At 49.3% G+C, this 16,061-nt stretch carries 10 protein-coding genes; 9 read left to right on the top strand and 1 reads right to left on the bottom strand.

What is annotated here, in order from left to right:
- Window positions 1–191 precede the first annotated feature (191 nt).
- From pal to glmM, 6 genes are all read left to right on the top strand, one after another.
- Window positions 192–674, top strand: a complete 483-nt coding sequence (gene pal, locus EOV40_RS12665; protein WP_042786436.1) for a peptidoglycan-associated lipoprotein Pal — start codon at window positions 192–194, stop codon at window positions 672–674.
- A gap of 141 nt (window positions 675–815) precedes the next feature.
- Window positions 816–1,553, top strand: a complete 738-nt coding sequence (locus EOV40_RS12660) for a tol-pal system YbgF family protein (RefSeq protein WP_128106151.1) — start codon at window positions 816–818, stop codon at window positions 1,551–1,553.
- A gap of 9 nt (window positions 1,554–1,562) precedes the next feature.
- Window positions 1,563–2,870, top strand: coding sequence for a tRNA lysidine(34) synthetase TilS (tilS, locus tag EOV40_RS12655; RefSeq protein WP_208729351.1), 1,308 nt, complete (start codon window positions 1,563–1,565; stop codon window positions 2,868–2,870).
- Window positions 2,871–3,007: 137 nt separating this feature from the next.
- Window positions 3,008–4,945: an ATP-dependent zinc metalloprotease FtsH gene (ftsH, locus tag EOV40_RS12650; protein ID WP_128106149.1), complete on the top strand. Its 1,938-nt coding sequence runs from the start codon at window positions 3,008–3,010 to the stop codon at window positions 4,943–4,945.
- A 74-nt stretch (window positions 4,946–5,019) separates the two neighbouring features.
- Window positions 5,020–6,054 (top strand): dihydropteroate synthase, encoded by a 1,035-nt coding sequence (gene folP / locus EOV40_RS12645; protein ID WP_167506879.1) that lies wholly within the window; start codon window positions 5,020–5,022, stop codon window positions 6,052–6,054.
- 132 nt (window positions 6,055–6,186) lie between these two features.
- Window positions 6,187–7,545 carry a phosphoglucosamine mutase gene (gene glmM / locus EOV40_RS12640; protein ID WP_128106147.1) on the top strand — a complete coding sequence of 453 codons (1,359 nt, stop codon included), beginning with the start codon at window positions 6,187–6,189 and terminating at the stop codon, window positions 7,543–7,545.
- A gap of 161 nt (window positions 7,546–7,706) precedes the next feature.
- Here the strand turns inward: glmM and EOV40_RS12635 are convergent, their stop codons facing one another.
- Window positions 7,707–8,489, bottom strand: a complete 783-nt coding sequence (locus EOV40_RS12635) for a response regulator transcription factor (protein ID WP_128106146.1) — start codon at window positions 8,487–8,489, stop codon at window positions 7,707–7,709.
- A 377-nt stretch (window positions 8,490–8,866) separates the two neighbouring features.
- Between EOV40_RS12635 and tsaE the strand changes: the two genes are divergently transcribed.
- From tsaE to addA, 3 genes are read left to right on the top strand one after another with little or no spacing between them, the layout of a single operon-like run.
- The gene (tsaE, locus tag EOV40_RS12630) at window positions 8,867–9,337 is read left to right on the top strand and encodes a tRNA (adenosine(37)-N6)-threonylcarbamoyltransferase complex ATPase subunit type 1 TsaE (protein ID WP_128106145.1); all 471 of its coding nucleotides are present in this window, start codon (window positions 8,867–8,869) and stop codon (window positions 9,335–9,337) included.
- Window positions 9,334–12,417 carry a double-strand break repair protein AddB gene (addB, locus tag EOV40_RS12625; protein ID WP_128106144.1) on the top strand — a complete coding sequence of 1,028 codons (3,084 nt, stop codon included), beginning with the start codon at window positions 9,334–9,336 and terminating at the stop codon, window positions 12,415–12,417. The genes tsaE and addB overlap by 4 nt, the downstream gene beginning before the upstream one ends.
- On the top strand, window positions 12,414–15,986 hold the full coding sequence (gene addA, locus EOV40_RS12620) for a double-strand break repair helicase AddA (protein WP_128106143.1): 3,573 nt from the start codon (window positions 12,414–12,416) through the stop codon (window positions 15,984–15,986). The genes addB and addA overlap by 4 nt, the downstream gene beginning before the upstream one ends.
- Window positions 15,987–16,061 lie beyond the last annotated feature (75 nt).

The following is a 16,061-nucleotide window of genomic DNA, read 5'->3' as shown; positions in this document are numbered from 1 at the left end:
GTATGGCAGGTATGAGATACAGAGATGCAACTTGACCCGCAGAATAAGCTATGGCTTAGGGCAAGTTGGTCTCCAAAATTCGTCGGCTCTTCGAAGGGTTCGGAGAGGAGCAGAAGAAGACGCGGGGATACAAGGTTAGAACTCTTTTCTCCGAATAGTTTCGCAAGGAACTAATTCTCAGGATCCGACACATGAGACTAAAAGTAGTTGCCGCGCTTGGTATGGTTGCCCTGCTGTCAGCCTGCGCCCACGATAACGCAAACACTGGTGCCTCCAATGGTGCTGCTTCCACGCAGCCCACTATCAGCGGCCCCGTTCCCGGCAGTGAAGCTGATCTGGTTGCAAACGTGGGTGACCGCGTTTTCTATGACCTGAACAAAAGCGGCCTGCGTGATGATGCCAAGGAAACCCTGCAGAAGCAGGCTGACTGGCTGGCAAAATACCCGCAGGTTAACGTTGAAGTTGCAGGTAACTGCGATGACCGCGGCACCGAAGAATACAACATTGCTCTGGGTCAGCGTCGTGCCAATGCCGCACGTGATTACCTGGTTGCTAAGGGCGTAGCTTCTTCCCGCATTTCCACCATCTCCTACGGTAAGGATCGTCCGACCGCTCTGGGTGATGATGAAGATGCATGGGCTCAGAACCGTAACGCCATTACCTCTGTTAAATAAGATTTCAGATTTTTCTGAAAGTTGACAGAGCAGAAACAGGCCGGGTGTTAAAGCCCGGCCTGTTTTGTATTGTAAGCACTTGTCTTTCAGCAAAAGTGGTATGATGTTGCTGCCTATATGTTGTGGAAGGGTTAGAACCTGATGAAAGTCTGCTTCAAAGCATCGCGGCATGTCCGCACAGGACTTGTGGCGTTGGCAATGGCAACCGCAATAAGCAGTGTGTGCGTGCCAGTTGCATGGGCGCGGGATAATGCAAATTCAGGCACAAATGATCTGATTGCCCAGTTGCTGGACCGTGTGAGCACATTGGAGCAGCAGCAGCGTGATATGCGCGGTGAGATTGATCAACTCACCAATGAACTGCAGCAAAAAACGGCAGCTCTTTCCAAGCAGATAGCAGATAACCAGTTTGCGGCGCAGGCAAATGCTGGTGCGGCAGGTGCTTCTACAGCTGCGGCCTCAACAGACACAACGCCCAAAGAAGACGCAAAACCCACAACACCAGATGGGTTGCTTGCCAGTGGCAAGGCGGCTTTGCAGAAGAAAGATTATGCAGAGGCACAGTCTGATGCCGAATCAGCCCTTAAAAACGCCAAAGGCGCTTTTAAGGTAGATGCACAGTTTTTGCTGGCGCAGTCCTTGGCAGGGCAAAAGCAGTATCGTCAGTCAGCCGTTGCCTATTACGATGCTTATCGTCAGGCTCCTAAAAGCGGGCGTGCGCCAGATGCACTTTTGGGTGTTTCTGCTTCCCTGCTGGCATTGGGGGATAAAAAGGCATCGTGTGAAGCACTTTCCAAGCTGAAAGCAGAATTCCCCACGCCTTCCGCCCGTGTTGCGCACGCTGCAGAAGTGTATGCCAAACGGGGTAGCTGCGAATAACGATTGGTGTTGGTATCGGGAAGGATGTCTGCTCCTGTATTTTTTGGGCGTGATGTTTTTTCCGATCAGCCCGTTTTTCCGGCCTGTTTTGCACAATGTATGGCGCAGTTAGGGCCGTTTTTCCCAGATCAATCTGACTATCCTCCTGTTGCTATGGCTGTTTCTGGTGGAGGAGACAGCCTGTGCCTTGCGTGGCTGGCATCTTTCTGGCGGAAAAATCTGTTGGCTTTGGTCGTGGATCATGGGCTGCGCCCGGAATCTGGGCAGGAAGCCCATCAAACAGTTGCACGCTTGCAGAATATGGGTATTTCGGCACGCTTGCTGGTTCTTACAGATCTCAAAAAAGGACCAGCTATTGCCCATAGAGCCAGAAATGCTCGATATGCCAGCCTGATAGCCGCCTGTCAGGAGCATGGATGCACAGATCTTTTGCTGGGCCATCAGGCAGATGATTTGGCGGAAACGGTCTGGATGCGCCAGAATGCCGGAAGTGGGCCAGAAGGGCTGGCAGGCATGGGCTGGATAACCGTGCGGCCAGATATACGGCTTATTCGCCCATTGCTTGGATTTTCTAGGCAAGCACTACGGAACACGCTGCGTGAAGCCCATATTGAATGGGTGGACGACCCTTCCAATCAGGATCAGCGTGCGGAGCGGGTGCGTTTACGCTATATGCTGCAAAAAAACGATCAACGCGCGCATTTCTGGCAACTTGGCATGCAACTGGGTCAGGTGAGAATGCAAAAGGAGCATGAACGCGCTGCACAGCTTGCCCAACAAGTTGTAATGTATCCTGAGGGATGGGCAAATCTTGGGTCTGAATTGCCTGAGGTTGATGTGCTTTCAGCTCTTGTGCGCAGTATTGGTGGAGCTGAATATCCACCGGCTCAATCTGCAGTGGCACGCTTGAAGAAGATGAGCGCAGAAGCCACATTGGCTGGAGTCCGGCTGCTTTGGCATGAACAGCAATGGGTGCTTTTGCGGGAGGAAGCCGCAATGGCGCCTGCTGTGCAGGCAGAAAATGGCACGGTATGGGATAACCGGTTTGTGTTGCGTCTGCCCGCATCAGTTCGAAAAGAAGAATTGATGGTTGCCGGGGCAGGGTATGGGTTGGAGCGCAAAATCCGCAATGGGCTACAGGCCCGGTTTTGTGCTGTGCTGCCTGCTCTGTGGCGTAAAGGTAAGCGGGTGGCTGTGCCGCATCTGAATTGGGTAGCGGATGATGAACCTGATTTATATGCCGCAGCCTTCATTTTCCGGCCGGCAGTTTCGGTAACCAGCAGCAATGTGTATGGTGTAGTTGCACAAGATTCTTAAAATATGTGCACCTCGCAGACTAGGAATACGCAGGCGGCCTCCCATTTAATAAAGGGAGAGGTTGCTTTTTTCTGCGGCAGCCGGTCAGATAAAGATTATTCCGGCATTCTCGCACTAGGTATGGATATACGGGCAAGATGAACAATTTAGGCCGCAATCTGGCGCTGTGGGTCAGCATTATCCTGCTGCTGCTGTTGCTTGTGAACATGTTCCAGCCGGGGAGCACGCAGCACGCGGCACAACAGCTGGCATATTCGGACTTCATTGCTGATGTGGATACAGGGCATGTTCGGTCTGTTGTGATGCAAAATCACAATATTTCCGGCACGCTGACTGATGGCACGGCATTTGAAACCTATGCCCCGCTTGATCCTTCCCTTGTTACCCGCATGGTGGGTAAAGGGGTGGAAGTTGTGGCCAAGCCATTGGAGCAGGAAGGCAGCCCGCTGCTGCGTTACTTCCTGAATTCCTTGCCCATTATTCTGCTGGTGGCCGCATGGCTGTTTATGATGCGGCAGATGCAGGGTGCCGGTGGTCGGGCCATGGGCTTTGGTAAATCCCGCGCCAAGATGCTGACTGAAAAGCATGGTCGCGTCACATTTGATGATGTGGCTGGGATTGATGAAGCCAAAGGGGAACTGCAGGAAATCGTGGATTTTCTGAAGGATCCGCAGAAGTTCACGCGCTTGGGCGGTAAAATCCCCAAAGGCGTGTTGCTTGTTGGTCCTCCGGGCACCGGTAAAACTTTGCTGGCTCGCGCCATTGCAGGTGAAGCCAATGTGCCGTTCTTCACCATCTCTGGTTCCGACTTTGTTGAAATGTTCGTAGGTGTTGGTGCATCCCGTGTGCGCGACATGTTCGAACAGGGCAAAAAAGCTGCACCGTGCATTATCTTCATTGACGAAATTGACGCTGTTGGTCGCCACCGTGGCGCTGGCATGGGCGGCGGCAATGACGAGCGCGAGCAGACATTGAACCAGATGCTGGTTGAGATGGACGGCTTTGAAAGCAATGAAGGCGTGATCCTGATTGCTGCCACCAACCGCCCAGATGTGCTGGATCCGGCTTTGCTGCGTCCCGGCCGTTTTGATCGCCAGGTTGTGGTGCCAAATCCTGACGTGTCTGGTCGTGAAAAAATTCTGCGTGTGCATATGCGTAAGGTGCCGCTGGCATCTGATGTAGACCCACGCATTATTGCCCGCGGCACGCCGGGTTTCTCCGGGGCTGATCTTGCTAATCTGGTCAACGAAGCCGCGCTATCTGCCGCACGTCTGGGGCGCCGCACTGTTTCTATGCGTGAGTTTGAAGACGCAAAAGACAAGGTGCTGATGGGTGTTGAGCGTCGCTCTCTTATTATGAGCGATGATGAAAAGCGGCGCACAGCTTACCATGAAGCAGGGCATGCCATTACAGCTGTTCTGGTTCCCGAAAGTGAACCTATTCATAAGGCAACCATCGTTCCGCGTGGCCGTGCATTGGGCATGGTGATGCGCCTGCCAGAAGATGATCGCCTGTCCATGAGCAAGAAAAACGCATTCGCGCATCTTGTGGTGGCTATGGGTGGCCGTGTTGCGGAAGAGGTTATCTACGGTAAGGACAACGTCTGCAACGGCGCAATGGGTGACATTAAAATGGCAACCCGTGTGGCCCGCAGCATGGTGACCGAATGGGGCATGAGCGACAAGCTGGGCATGATTGCCTATGCAGATGATGATCAGAACGGTGGTTTTTTTGCCGGGGCTTCTCGCAACTTCTCGGAAGAAACAGCCCGTGAGATTGATGAAGAAGTACGCCGGCTTGTAGATGAAGCCTATGTGCAGGCTCGGAACTATCTGCATGATCACATTGATGAACTGCGCCGTCTGGCTGAAGCTCTGTTGGAATATGAAACTCTGAGTGGTGAAGAAATCCGCCAGATCATGCGTGGTCAGCCGATCGAACGTAAGGAAGAAGAAGAAAGTGGCCCGGTTAACCGGCGTTCTTCTGTGCCTCAGGTTGGTGGGCCAGATGTTCAGGGTTCGGATAAACCGGAAAATGAAAGCGGTGGACCAGCCCCTGTGCCTCAGCCAAGCTAACTTTTAGATCAAGATGTAGAGTGGAAAGAGGCGGCAGAAATGCCGCCTCTTTTCGTTTGAGAAGGGCTGATGAAATGACGTATGCGCGGCTGATTGAACCCTTGGGCCTTGTGTATGGCAACATAGCGCAAGAAGCGATCAAACAGGGTGACGCTTTACCTTTATGTGGCGGCCCGGTGGCATTTACGTTTGTGCGTTTGATAGAAGGCTATCAAACCGTGGGTTTAATGCCTGTGCAGAAACTGCCGCAGGACTGGGCTCCAGAGCTTGAGCGGATAACGCGTTCTGTACCGCCAGTGGGTTTGCCTACAGGTGCCCAGATCATGGGGATTCTGAATATCACGCCCGATAGTTTTAGTGATGGCGGTGAACTGGCAAGTATTGATCAGGCCGTTTTAAAGGCACACGAAATGGTGCGCAGTGGCGCAACCGTTCTGGATATAGGCGGGGAAAGCACGCGCCCCGGTTCAGCTACAGTAACGCCGGAAGAAGAATGGAAGCGCATTGGCCCGGTTCTTGCTGCCCTAAAGGCAGAACTGCCCAATGTGGCCATTTCTGTAGATACGCGAAATAGCTATGTCATGCAGCAAGCTTTGGCGGCTGGAGCACATATTATCAATGATGTGACAGCTCTGGTGTATGACGAGGCAGCTTTGCCGCTTCTGGCCGCACAAGATTGTGGCGTTGTGTTGATGCATATGCGCGGTACACCACAAACTATGGCGCAGCATGCTGTGTATGAAGATGTGAGCATAGACGTGGTGCGTGAACTTGCCCAACGGATTGAGATTGCCGTAAAAGGAGGCATTGCACGACATCGGATTATGATAGATCCGGGATTTGGTTTTGCAAAAAACTTCGAGCAGAATAAGGAGCTGTTGCGGCATATTCTGCTGTTGGCCAACTTGGGATGCCGGGTTGTATTTGGTGTTTCCCGCAAACGGATGATTGGAAATCTTACGGGGGAAACCACACCGCATTTGCGTGATGCTGGAACGCAGGCGGCTTCTTTCCCTGCTATGGCTTTGGGGGGAGTAATTTTGCGGGTTCATGATGTTAAAGGCATGATGCAGGCTGTAAACGTATGGCGGGCAATCTTTCAGAATTAAAAAAGTAAGTTTCCGGCTGAACAAGGTTTCTTCCAGCCTGAAACCGTTTTAGAAAATAGAAGAAAACCGCAAGAAGGCAGTTCCGTTCTTTGTGCAGGATGGGCTTTTTCTGTCTGAAGCGGACAGAATGGAATGAGCAGAATGAAGCGTTTTTTCGGAACAGACGGTATTCGTGGCACCGCTAATGTTGCACCGATGACAGTGGAAGTCGCCCAAAAACTGGGGCAGGCCGCCGGGTTGCATTTCAAGCGGGGAGATCATCGGCATAGTGTTCTGTTAGGAAAAGATACGCGGCTTTCTGGGTATATGATCGAAAGCGCCATGGTTGCGGGCTTTCTTTCAGCAGGTATGGATGTCACGCTGGTAGGCCCGTTGCCAACGCCTGCAATTGCTATGCTGACGCGTTCTCTCAGAGCAGATCTGGGCGTCATGATTTCCGCTTCTCACAATCCTTTTGGGGATAATGGCATCAAGCTGTTTGGCCCAGATGGCTTTAAACTTTCTGATCAGGATGAAACGGAAATTGAAGCCCTGATGGAAAAAGACCTTACCGCATATCTGGCAACGCCAGAACATATTGGCCGTGCATCTCGGCTGAATGATGCTGCTGGTCGGTATATAGAAAGTGCTAAAGCATCATTCCCGCGCAAATTGCGGCTGGATGGCATGAAGATTGTGATTGATTGTGCCAATGGTTCTGCCTATCGGGTTGCGCCAACCGCATTGTGGGAGTTAGGGGCAGAAGTCATCCGCATAGGGTGTGAACCTAATGGCGTAAACATTAATGAAAAATGTGGTTCAACTCACCCTGAAGCTCTCTGTGCCGCAGTTGTAAAACATCAAGCCGATTTGGGTATTGCTCTGGATGGCGATGCTGATCGCGTTTTGATTGCAGATGAAACAGGCCGTCTGATTGATGGTGATCAGATTCTTGCTCTTATCGCCCAGTCTTGGGCGCGAGAAGGTCGCATGGTCGGTAATGCCGTTGTCGCAACCGTTATGTCCAATATGGGGCTGGAACGGTTTCTGGAAAATCAGGGGTTGAGTCTGGAACGCACGGCAGTGGGTGATCGCTACGTTGTCGAGCGTATGTTGGAACGGCAGGCCAATATTGGTGGTGAACAATCTGGGCACATGGTGCTGACAGATTTTGCAACGACAGGTGATGGGCTGATTGCTGCTTTGCAGATACTGGCCGTACTTGTTCAGGATGGTCGTCCAGCGAGTGAAGTTTGCCGGCTATTTCAGCCATTTCCCCAAAAGTTGAAAAACGTTCGATACAAGGGGGCCTGTCCACTTGATATGGACGAAGTAAAAACCCGTCAGGCTGATGTAGAGCGTAAGCTTGCTGGCCGAGGGCGTTTGGTGTTGCGTAAAAGTGGTACGGAACCTTTGGTGCGCGTTATGGCAGAAGCGGAAGATGCGCAACTGGTTGACGAGGTTGTTGACCAGATGTGTGATGTACTTGAGCAGGTGCGTGTTCCTGCCTAAAATCTAATCTAGAGAAAGGGGTTTTGAAAATTCTTTTCTCTAGATTTTTCCTTTGCGAGATTTTGGCAGTGCCGAGCTATTTACACGCCACTTTACAATCTAAAAATTTCTGTGCTCTTGAATTTGAAAAATGTATCATAATCTAGGGTTGATTTCATAATTTAGGCACTGCTTCCAGCAACATGCTGATGGGATTCATGTAAGCTAGATATTGATTGTGATTGTTTGTGGGGTTTGCCCATAACAGGCATGGGTGTACAGGCTTTGGAGATTTGAGGATCATTTAGAATATAGCCTCTTCCCCATACAGTGGAAATCAGATTTCCTACCCCTGCTGCCTGAAGTTTTTTGCGAAGTTTACAGATAAAAACATCTATAATCTTCATATCTGGCTCATCTCGCCCTCCATAAAGATGGTTAAGGAAGGTTTCCTTGGTTTGGGCAATGCCTTTGCGCAAGACAAGCAGTTCAAGAATGGCGAATTCTTTTCCGGTAAGATGAATGGGCTGATTGTTAACCGTTACAGTATGGCTGTTGAGGTTAACTGTAAGATCGCCAATTTGTGCAATAGGATGGGCATAGCCATGGGCACGCCGTAAAATGGCTTGTATGCGGGCTATAAGTTCAGTCGAATCAAAAGGGTCTATTAAATAATCGTCAGCGCCTGCAGCAAAAGCTCTAGTTTTCACCTCAGAAGTGTTGACGGGTGAGATGATAATAACAGGTGTTGTGAGTTTTAAAGATCGTAATGTGGTAAGGATGTCATACCCATAAATATCGGGATGTTGTAGATGAAGAATGACAAGACCATAATCATAATTTCTGAGTAGCTCTACAACTTCCTGATCACACTGAACCATGTCCACTGAAAAAGTGGTTTTTGTTAATGCCGAAAATATTGCCTGACTGGAGGTAAAATTATTTTCTAAAAGTAAAATACGCATGGTGGAACCTCATTATGGTTCAGAGAATCAGAAATGCATCCTGTGGTTGCATTTTCTTGTTATTACTAAACCTATACGTGTTTCAAAAAGAAACAAACATTATTTCGTTGAGAGCTTCTTTTTTGTGCAAGCCAATTATGCGGTAAGCGCATATCTATAGATATATAATAATTAAGTGAAGATTAAGAAATTGATAAAAAACGTTAGGTTTTATTGTTAATTTTTTGGAAAAATTCTTCATTAACAATCAAATCTAGAGAAAGTTTGTTTGGTTTGTGATGAATACACTTCTTTGTGAACTCGGGATGGATACAACGCACACCTCTTCTTTTGTGATTGAAGGCAAAGCGCTGGGCTGAAGGATGGAGAAAGCTAAAATGGCCAGAAAGATGATTCTGCGAGACGAAGACGCAACAATAAGGTTGGCCATAAAACTGGCAGAGTATGCGCAAGCAGGAGATGCCATTTTGCTTTCTGGTCCGCTTGGGGCTGGAAAGAGCTTTTTTGCGCGTGCCTTTTTGCGTGCGTTTTGTCGTGCCCCTCATTTGGAGGTTCCGAGCCCAACTTACACTTTAGTGCAATCTTACGAATCTCCTTCCTGCGTTGTATCGCATTTTGATTTATGGCGTCTGGGTGGTCCTGACGAACTGGAAGAACTCGGATGGGATGAAGCACGAGAAGGCGTAGTGCTTGTTGAATGGCCGCAAAAATTGGAAGATCTGTTGCCCGAAGATGCTTTGAAGCTTGAAATACGTGTTCTTGCTGATGGACAGCGCCAAGCCAGATTGGCCGGATGGGAAGATCGATTGAAAGAGGCAGATATTGCTGGCGTTGGAACAGACGTATGAAACTTGCAACAATTCCCGCCCATCTTCCTTTTCTTGATCAACTGGCTTTCCGTTGGATCAAAGCTGCAAACCATGACGTAGAAGCAATAGGTGAAGGCATTATTGTATTGCCCGGCAGGCGTGCCGCGCGCGCGTTAACAGAAGCCTTTTTACGCCATATGGATGGTCAGAGTGTATTGTTGCCGCGGATAGTACCGATTGGTGCGTTGGATGAAGCAGAATTAGGGTTGTCTGCTGGTATGGGTGGCGAGCTGGCTTTGGATTTGCCCCCTGCAGTTGCTGGTATGACCAGGTTGGCTGTGCTGGCTCGGTTGGTTTTGCAGGCAGATAAAGCATTTGGCACACGGCCAACGCTGGATCAGGCATGGCCTTTGGCAAAAGCTCTGGCAGAGCTGATGGATGAAGCGGAGTGGTCTGGTGTCAATTTGGCGGCACGCTTGCCCGAAGCTGTGCAAGAGAATTTTGCAGAACATTGGCAAATTATTTTAAGATTTCTAGAAATTGTAACACAGGCATGGCCAGAATGGCTGAAGGAAAACGGGGTTATGAACCCTGTGGCCAGACAAGTTGCATTGCTTGAGGCACAGGCAGATTTATGGCGCAAACTCGCTCAACAAGGTGATAGTACACCTATATGGGCGGCTGGGTTTACGCATGTTATGCAGCCTACAGTAAAAGTGTTGCAAGCTGTTCTTGAATGTCCTGCGGGCAAGGTTGTATTGCCTGGTTTGGATATGATGATGGCAGAAGAAACCTTTGTTTCATTGCCAGACAGTCATCCTCAGGCAGGTTTGAGTTCTTTACTAAAAAATTTGGAAATCACACGAAATAAAGTGCAGGTTTGGGAAGGTGCAGGAAGTGGATCTGAACGAGCATCTATTCTTGCCCGCGTTCTTCTTCCTGCCGAAGCATTGGGTGATTGGTCATGTCCTGGTGATGTTAAGTTAGAAAATGTTTACAGATTAGATGCTGCTGATCAGCAGGAAGAAGCTGTTGCAATTAGTATGATCATGCGTGAGGCTATTGAAAAACCGGCGCATCGTGTGGCTCTTGTAACGCCAGACCGTGTTTTGGCTGCGCGTGTGGCAACAGAACTGGCACGTTGGGGTGTGCTGGCAGATGATAGTGCTGGTTCATCTTTGGTTGATACACCTGCGGCTGTTCTATTACGCCTTGTTGCGCAAATGGTGGATAGTAAGTTCTCACCAGTTTCTCTTTTAAGCGTTTTAAAACATCCTTTAGTTGCGTGTAGTTTTTCATCTGGTGTCTGTCGTGCAACGGCCCGTCTTTTAGAGCGGGCTGTTCTGCGCGGTCCAGCACCGCCGCCTGGTTTTGCTGCTTTATGCCAAGTGGTGGAAAATGCTTTAAACAACCCCAATGAAAGAGCAAAAGCTAAACAAGAAAGAGGCATTACAGCGGATCGGCCATTTGGCCCGGTTGCATTGTCTGTTTTTATGGAGCGTTTGGCATTTTGTTTGGAACCAGTTCTTGGGTGGGAGCATGATGCCGTAGAAGCACGCGCTCACGGGGATTTAGAGCAGCATTGCGCGCCCGTGCCAGATTTGCTGGCAGCATTAATTGCAACAGTAGAGCGTTTGGTTGCTACTGATGAAGAAAGTGCATCAGAGCGTTTGTGGCGTGGTGAAGAAGGCAATATGCTTGCCAGCCAGTTGACAGAACTAATGCTGGCAGCGGAGGTTTTGCCGCCGCAGCCTCCTGTTGTTTTAGATGGTTTGTTAACGGCGGTTCTGGCTCCAGAACGCGTTGCCATGCGCCGGGGTGGAGATCCTAAATCTTTACATCCTCGTGTTTTGATCTGGGGCTTGTTCGAGGCGCGCTTGCAAACGGCAGAAACCGTTATTTTGGGCGGTCTTTCTGAGGGTGTCTGGCCGCCCGTAGTAGATGCTGGCCCGTGGATGAGCCGACCCATGCGAAAAAAAATGGGGCTTCCATCGCCAGAACACGCCATAGGTCAGGCAGCACATGATTTTTTTGCAAGTGCAGCAGCAGCTGGCACGGTTGTTCTTTCCAGCGCACGGAGGCGGGAAGGAGCGCCTGTTGTACCTGCTAGATGGCTTACGCGGCTGAATGCTTTTTTGGCGGGACGAAATGGCCATATTCCCAACCATCCTGCTTTATTTTGGTTGAATAAGCTGGATCAGCCATTAGGCCCGGCAACGCCTGTAGCACCACCGCAACCTGTACCGCCAGTTTCGTTGCGGCCACGCCGTTTGAGTGTGACAGAAATAGAAACGTGGGTAAGAGATCCATATGCCATTTACGCAAAACATATTTTGCGACTTGAAGTTTTTCCGGAGTTAGAAGAGGCCGCAGATGCATCTGATTACGGTATGATTGTGCATAAGGCGTTGGAGCGTTGGGTAAAGACATATGGCGTGACATGGCCAGAAAATGCAGAAAAGAAATTATGTGATTTGTTCCGTATAAGTTTGCAAGAACACGTTTTGCGTCCGGCATTGCGTGCATGGTGGGCGCCCAGATTAACGCGTATTGCCCAATGGGTGGTGCAGGCAGAAGAGAAGCGGCGTAGCGAATATGGAACGCCGCGTGCCATTCTTACAGAAATTCGCGGGCAAGTGAGTATTATGGATGCACCTGCCGGCAGGTTTGACATTGTTGGTCGCGCAGATCGTATAGAATTAAATGCTGAAGGGCATGTTATTGTGCAGGATTACAAAACTGGCACATTACCATCAACTAAAGATGTTTTGGCCGGTTGGAGCCCACAGCTTCCGCTTGAATCTGCCATGATTCTTCGTGGTGGGTTTAAGGAAGTTCCTGACCATTCAAGAGAAATATCAAATCTTATATACTGGCGCCTGACCGGTGGAGCAGTGCCAGGAGAAGAAGTGGTTGTGCAGGCACGTGATGCGCTTAGTCTTACAGATCTGGCTGAACAGACTTGGGAAAATCTATTATTGCGAATAGCAGCATATGATCAGCCAGATCAGCCCTATCTTTCTCACCCTCATCCTGGCAGGGAACCACGTTTTGCAGATTATGCACGTCTGGCACGTGTGCCCGAGTGGAATGCCGCACGTAAGGAGGATGAGGAATGAGTATATCTGCACAGGAAGCTTTACAAAAAGCTATCGCTCAGGCCAATGCACAACAGGCTTTGGCATCAGATCCCTCAGCTTCTGTTTTTGTGTCAGCTTCTGCGGGAAGCGGTAAAACCAAATTGTTGATTGATCGTCTTTTGCGCTTGATGTTGCCGCGTTTGGCAGAAGATGGTTCCATTCAACCGGGAAGTTCACCAGATCGTATTTTATGTCTTACTTTTACCAAAGCAGCAGCAGCGGAAATGTCCATTCGGTTGCAAACACGCCTTGGACGTTGGGTAACATTTTCGGATGAAGCGTTAGATGAAGAGCTGGCTAGTTTGTATGTGCCCTGTACAGATGAAACAAGGCGACGTGCGCGGGCGTTATTTGCAGAAGTTCTTGATCTTCCAGGAGGTATGCGTATTGGAACAATCCATGCGTTTTGCCAATCTTTGTTGCGACGTTTCCCTTTAGAAGCTTCCATGAACCCGCATTTTACGGTTATGGAAGAAACAGATGCATCCCTAGCCTTACAAACATGTGTGGAATCTATTTTAGGTCAGCAAAAAGAAGGGATTATTTCCCCATTAGCAGGTCAGATATCTTTAGGTGATTTTATTTTTATTTCAGGGGTTTTGAGAAAGGATGAGAGGTCAAACTCTTTATTAAATCTCATTGTACAAGACCCTCATAAGGTTGAATCTGTATTATGTCAGATTTTAGGTTTATCGTCTGATATATTGCACGGGAGTGCCTCTGAGTTTCTTGAAAAATTATGTTCTGATTTTCCAGAGGAAGGGAATTTAAAAGAAGGTTTTCAGATCCTTTCCAATGAAGGATCTGAAGCAATAAAAAGAAATGCTTTCTCGCTTTTGGATTGGCTTTCCTTGCCTGCATCTGAGCGCGCAGCGCAATGGCTTGTGTGGCGAAATGGCTTTCTCACAAAAGATGGAAAGTTGCGTGCTGTTGGTTTGATTTCTAAAAAACTTTCTGAAAAATACCCTGATATTGCGCTCTATATTCAAAAAGAAGGTGAACGTATTAATAAGGTAGATGAGCAACTGCGGGCCAGAAACCTTGTTAAGATGGGAAGCGCATTACTTAAAATGGCTGCTGCTGTTTCTAGTCTGTACACATTACAAAAAGCGAGGCATGGCCAAATTGAGTATGATGATCTTATTGAGCGTGCATTAGGGCTTTTGCGCGAGCCCGGTGCGGCTTGGGTCATGTATAAGCTGGATGGGGGCATAGATCATTTGTTGCTGGATGAAGTGCAGGACACTTCTCCCGAACAATGGCGTATTGCTGGTGATCTTACAGAAGAATTTTTTTCCGGTCTTGGTAGACGGGATGAAGATGAACCGCCGCGGACCATTTTTGCCGTGGGGGACTATAAGCAATCTATTTACGGATTTCAGGGAGCAGATCCAGATTCCTTTCGTGAATGGAGACAAAGATTCAAAAAACGTGTTCAAGAGGCCCATTTGCTATGGCGTGAACCTGAATTAACGGTTTCGTTTAGATCAACAGAACCAGTTCTTAAACTTGTTGATGCTGTTTTTGCAGATCCAGAGGCAGCCAAAGGCGTGGTGGAAGAGCCAGGCCAAGTTATGGAACATATTACAGCCCGCCCCGGAAAGGGAGGGCGTGTAGAATTATGGCCATTGGTTGAGGCTGAAGAGAATGAAGATGCTATTAGTCCATGGGAGCCCGCACAAGGTAATGCAACACGCCAGAGCCCACGCCAGAAGTTAGCCGATGCCCTGGCAAGATATATTGCCAAGCAGTTAAATCAAAAACCTGTGTCAGGACAAAAACCTTTAACAGCAGGTGATGTTCTAGTTCTTGTGCCGCGTCGCTCCCCATTCGTGGGTATGCTTGTGCGTGCTTTAAAAGGTCAAAATATTCCTGTGGTTACGCTTGTGCGTACGGGGTTGGCCGAGCATTTGGCTGTGCAGGATATGTTGTCTTTATGTGCGGCTCTTCTATTACCACAAGATGATTTAACATTAGCTTGCGTGCTCACATCTCCATTGGGGAATATCTCAGATAATAGCTTGATGGCTTTGGCGACGGGGCGTGAAAAAGGAGAGCCATTGTGGTCAGCACTGCGAGAACGTCATGCAGAACAATCAGATTGGAAACAGGCTTGGAATTTTCTTAATGGTTTGTTCCGACAGGTAGATTATTTAACACCATATGAGTTTCTTTCTGCTGCATTAGGGCCTGGTGGGGCCCGTGCACGTTTTCTTGCGCGTTTAGGGGCCGAAGCAGCGGAGCCAATTGATGAACTTCTTTCTGCAGCAATAAGATATCAGGATCAGCATCCACCTTCTTTGCAGGGTTTTCTGCATTGGATGCGTCATTCAGAAGAAACCGTAAAGCGCGAAGCAGAATCTGGTGGAGATTCCGTAAGAATCATGACAGCGCATGGTTCTAAAGGATTGCAGGCACGTCTGGTAATTTTGCCAGATACAGTTGGTCTTCCTCGGTTTGAGGACAGATTGTTTTGGGCGCATGATAAAATACACAATATAGATGTGCCGTTGTATGTGCCACGTAATGCTTTGTCAGTGGGTTTAACGCGTAATCTCAAAGAGGTTATGCGTGGTCGTGTGGTAGAGGAATATAATCGCCTGCTTTATGTGGCACTGACACGTGCGGCAGATCGGTTAGTTGTTTGTGGCTGGAAGCCAGGACGCAACGTGCCTGCAGAAAGTTGGTATGAAAGGTGCCGAATTGGTTTTGAAAAAGCCGGTGCAACAGAAGTAGATTTTCAGGAAGGTGAATGGTCTGTATCCATGCTTCTATTGGAAGAAGCGCCGCAGGAACAAACCGTTGCCAAGCAGTCTGCATCGGATTCTATTGAGAGCCCTCAGGAGGTAACCACATTGCCGCAATGGATGGGATCAGCCCCGTTGTGGAAACCAGTTTTGCCAGAAGCAGAAAGCCCGCTAGCGCGCCCGTTGGCACCAAGTAAACCAGATGATGCCATGTTGGGGCCGCTTCCCCCTGTTCGTTCACCGCTGGATATTGCTGCCGTAACGCCAGCCAAGGCGCGTGAAGCTGCTTTTCGGCGTGGTAATCTGGTGCATTCTTTGCTGCAGTTTTTGCCGGCCTGTCCAGCAGAGCAGCAACCTGCCATGGCGCATCAATGGTTGGCACGACCAGCAAGTGGTTTGTCATCACATGAAGCTGCCGAACTTGCACAACAGGTTATTGCAGTTTTGCGCCTGCCTGAACTGGCAGATCTGTTTGATCCGTCTGCACGGGCAGAGCAGCGTTTGGCCGGTGTGGCAGGCGGGCAGGTTATTGTGGGGCAGGTTGACCGTTTGCGTGTGCTGCCCAACAAAGTGCTGGTGTGTGATTTTAAAACCGGCCGCCATGCACCGCGGAGAGTGCAGGATACACCCGTTTTATACCTCCGGCAGATGGCGGCTTATCGTGCCCTTCTGCAAGGTATATGGCCCGATCGGCCAGTTGTCTGTGTTCTGGTCTGGACAGAAATGCCACGTGCAGATGTTCTGCCAGATGCGTTGCTGGATAAGTACGCCCCCGGCATTTTGCCTGAGGCTGTATCTTGACCGCAGCAAGCGCAACCTTAAGTGTTAGGAAGAGTTGGGTAGAAAGCCGTTTCAGCTTGTTACCCTGTATTGGTA

This window comes from Acetobacter oryzoeni, assembly GCF_004014775.2.
Taxonomy (GTDB): Bacteria; Pseudomonadota; Alphaproteobacteria; order Acetobacterales; family Acetobacteraceae; genus Acetobacter; species Acetobacter oryzoeni.
Note: the sequence above shows the minus strand (reverse complement) of the source record. Positions and strands in the feature narration are given on the sequence as shown.

Excerpts from the sequence above, each read along its gene's own strand:
- pal (WP_042786436.1), top strand. The coding sequence starts at position 192 with ATGAGACTAAAAGTAGTTGCCGCGCTTGGTATGGTTGCCCTGCTGTCA.
- EOV40_RS12660 (WP_128106151.1), top strand. The coding sequence starts at position 816 with ATGAAAGTCTGCTTCAAAGCATCGCGGCATGTCCGCACAGGACTTGTG.
- ftsH (WP_128106149.1), top strand. The coding sequence starts at position 3,008 with ATGAACAATTTAGGCCGCAATCTGGCGCTGTGGGTCAGCATTATCCTG.
- folP (WP_167506879.1), top strand. The coding sequence starts at position 5,020 with ATGACGTATGCGCGGCTGATTGAACCCTTGGGCCTTGTGTATGGCAAC.
- glmM (WP_128106147.1), top strand. The coding sequence starts at position 6,187 with ATGAGCAGAATGAAGCGTTTTTTCGGAACAGACGGTATTCGTGGCACC.
- EOV40_RS12635 (WP_128106146.1), bottom strand. The coding sequence starts at position 8,489 with ATGCGTATTTTACTTTTAGAAAATAATTTTACCTCCAGTCAGGCAATA.
- tsaE (WP_128106145.1), top strand. The coding sequence starts at position 8,867 with ATGGCCAGAAAGATGATTCTGCGAGACGAAGACGCAACAATAAGGTTG.
- addB (WP_128106144.1), top strand. The coding sequence starts at position 9,334 with ATGAAACTTGCAACAATTCCCGCCCATCTTCCTTTTCTTGATCAACTG.
- addA (WP_128106143.1), top strand. The coding sequence starts at position 12,414 with ATGAGTATATCTGCACAGGAAGCTTTACAAAAAGCTATCGCTCAGGCC.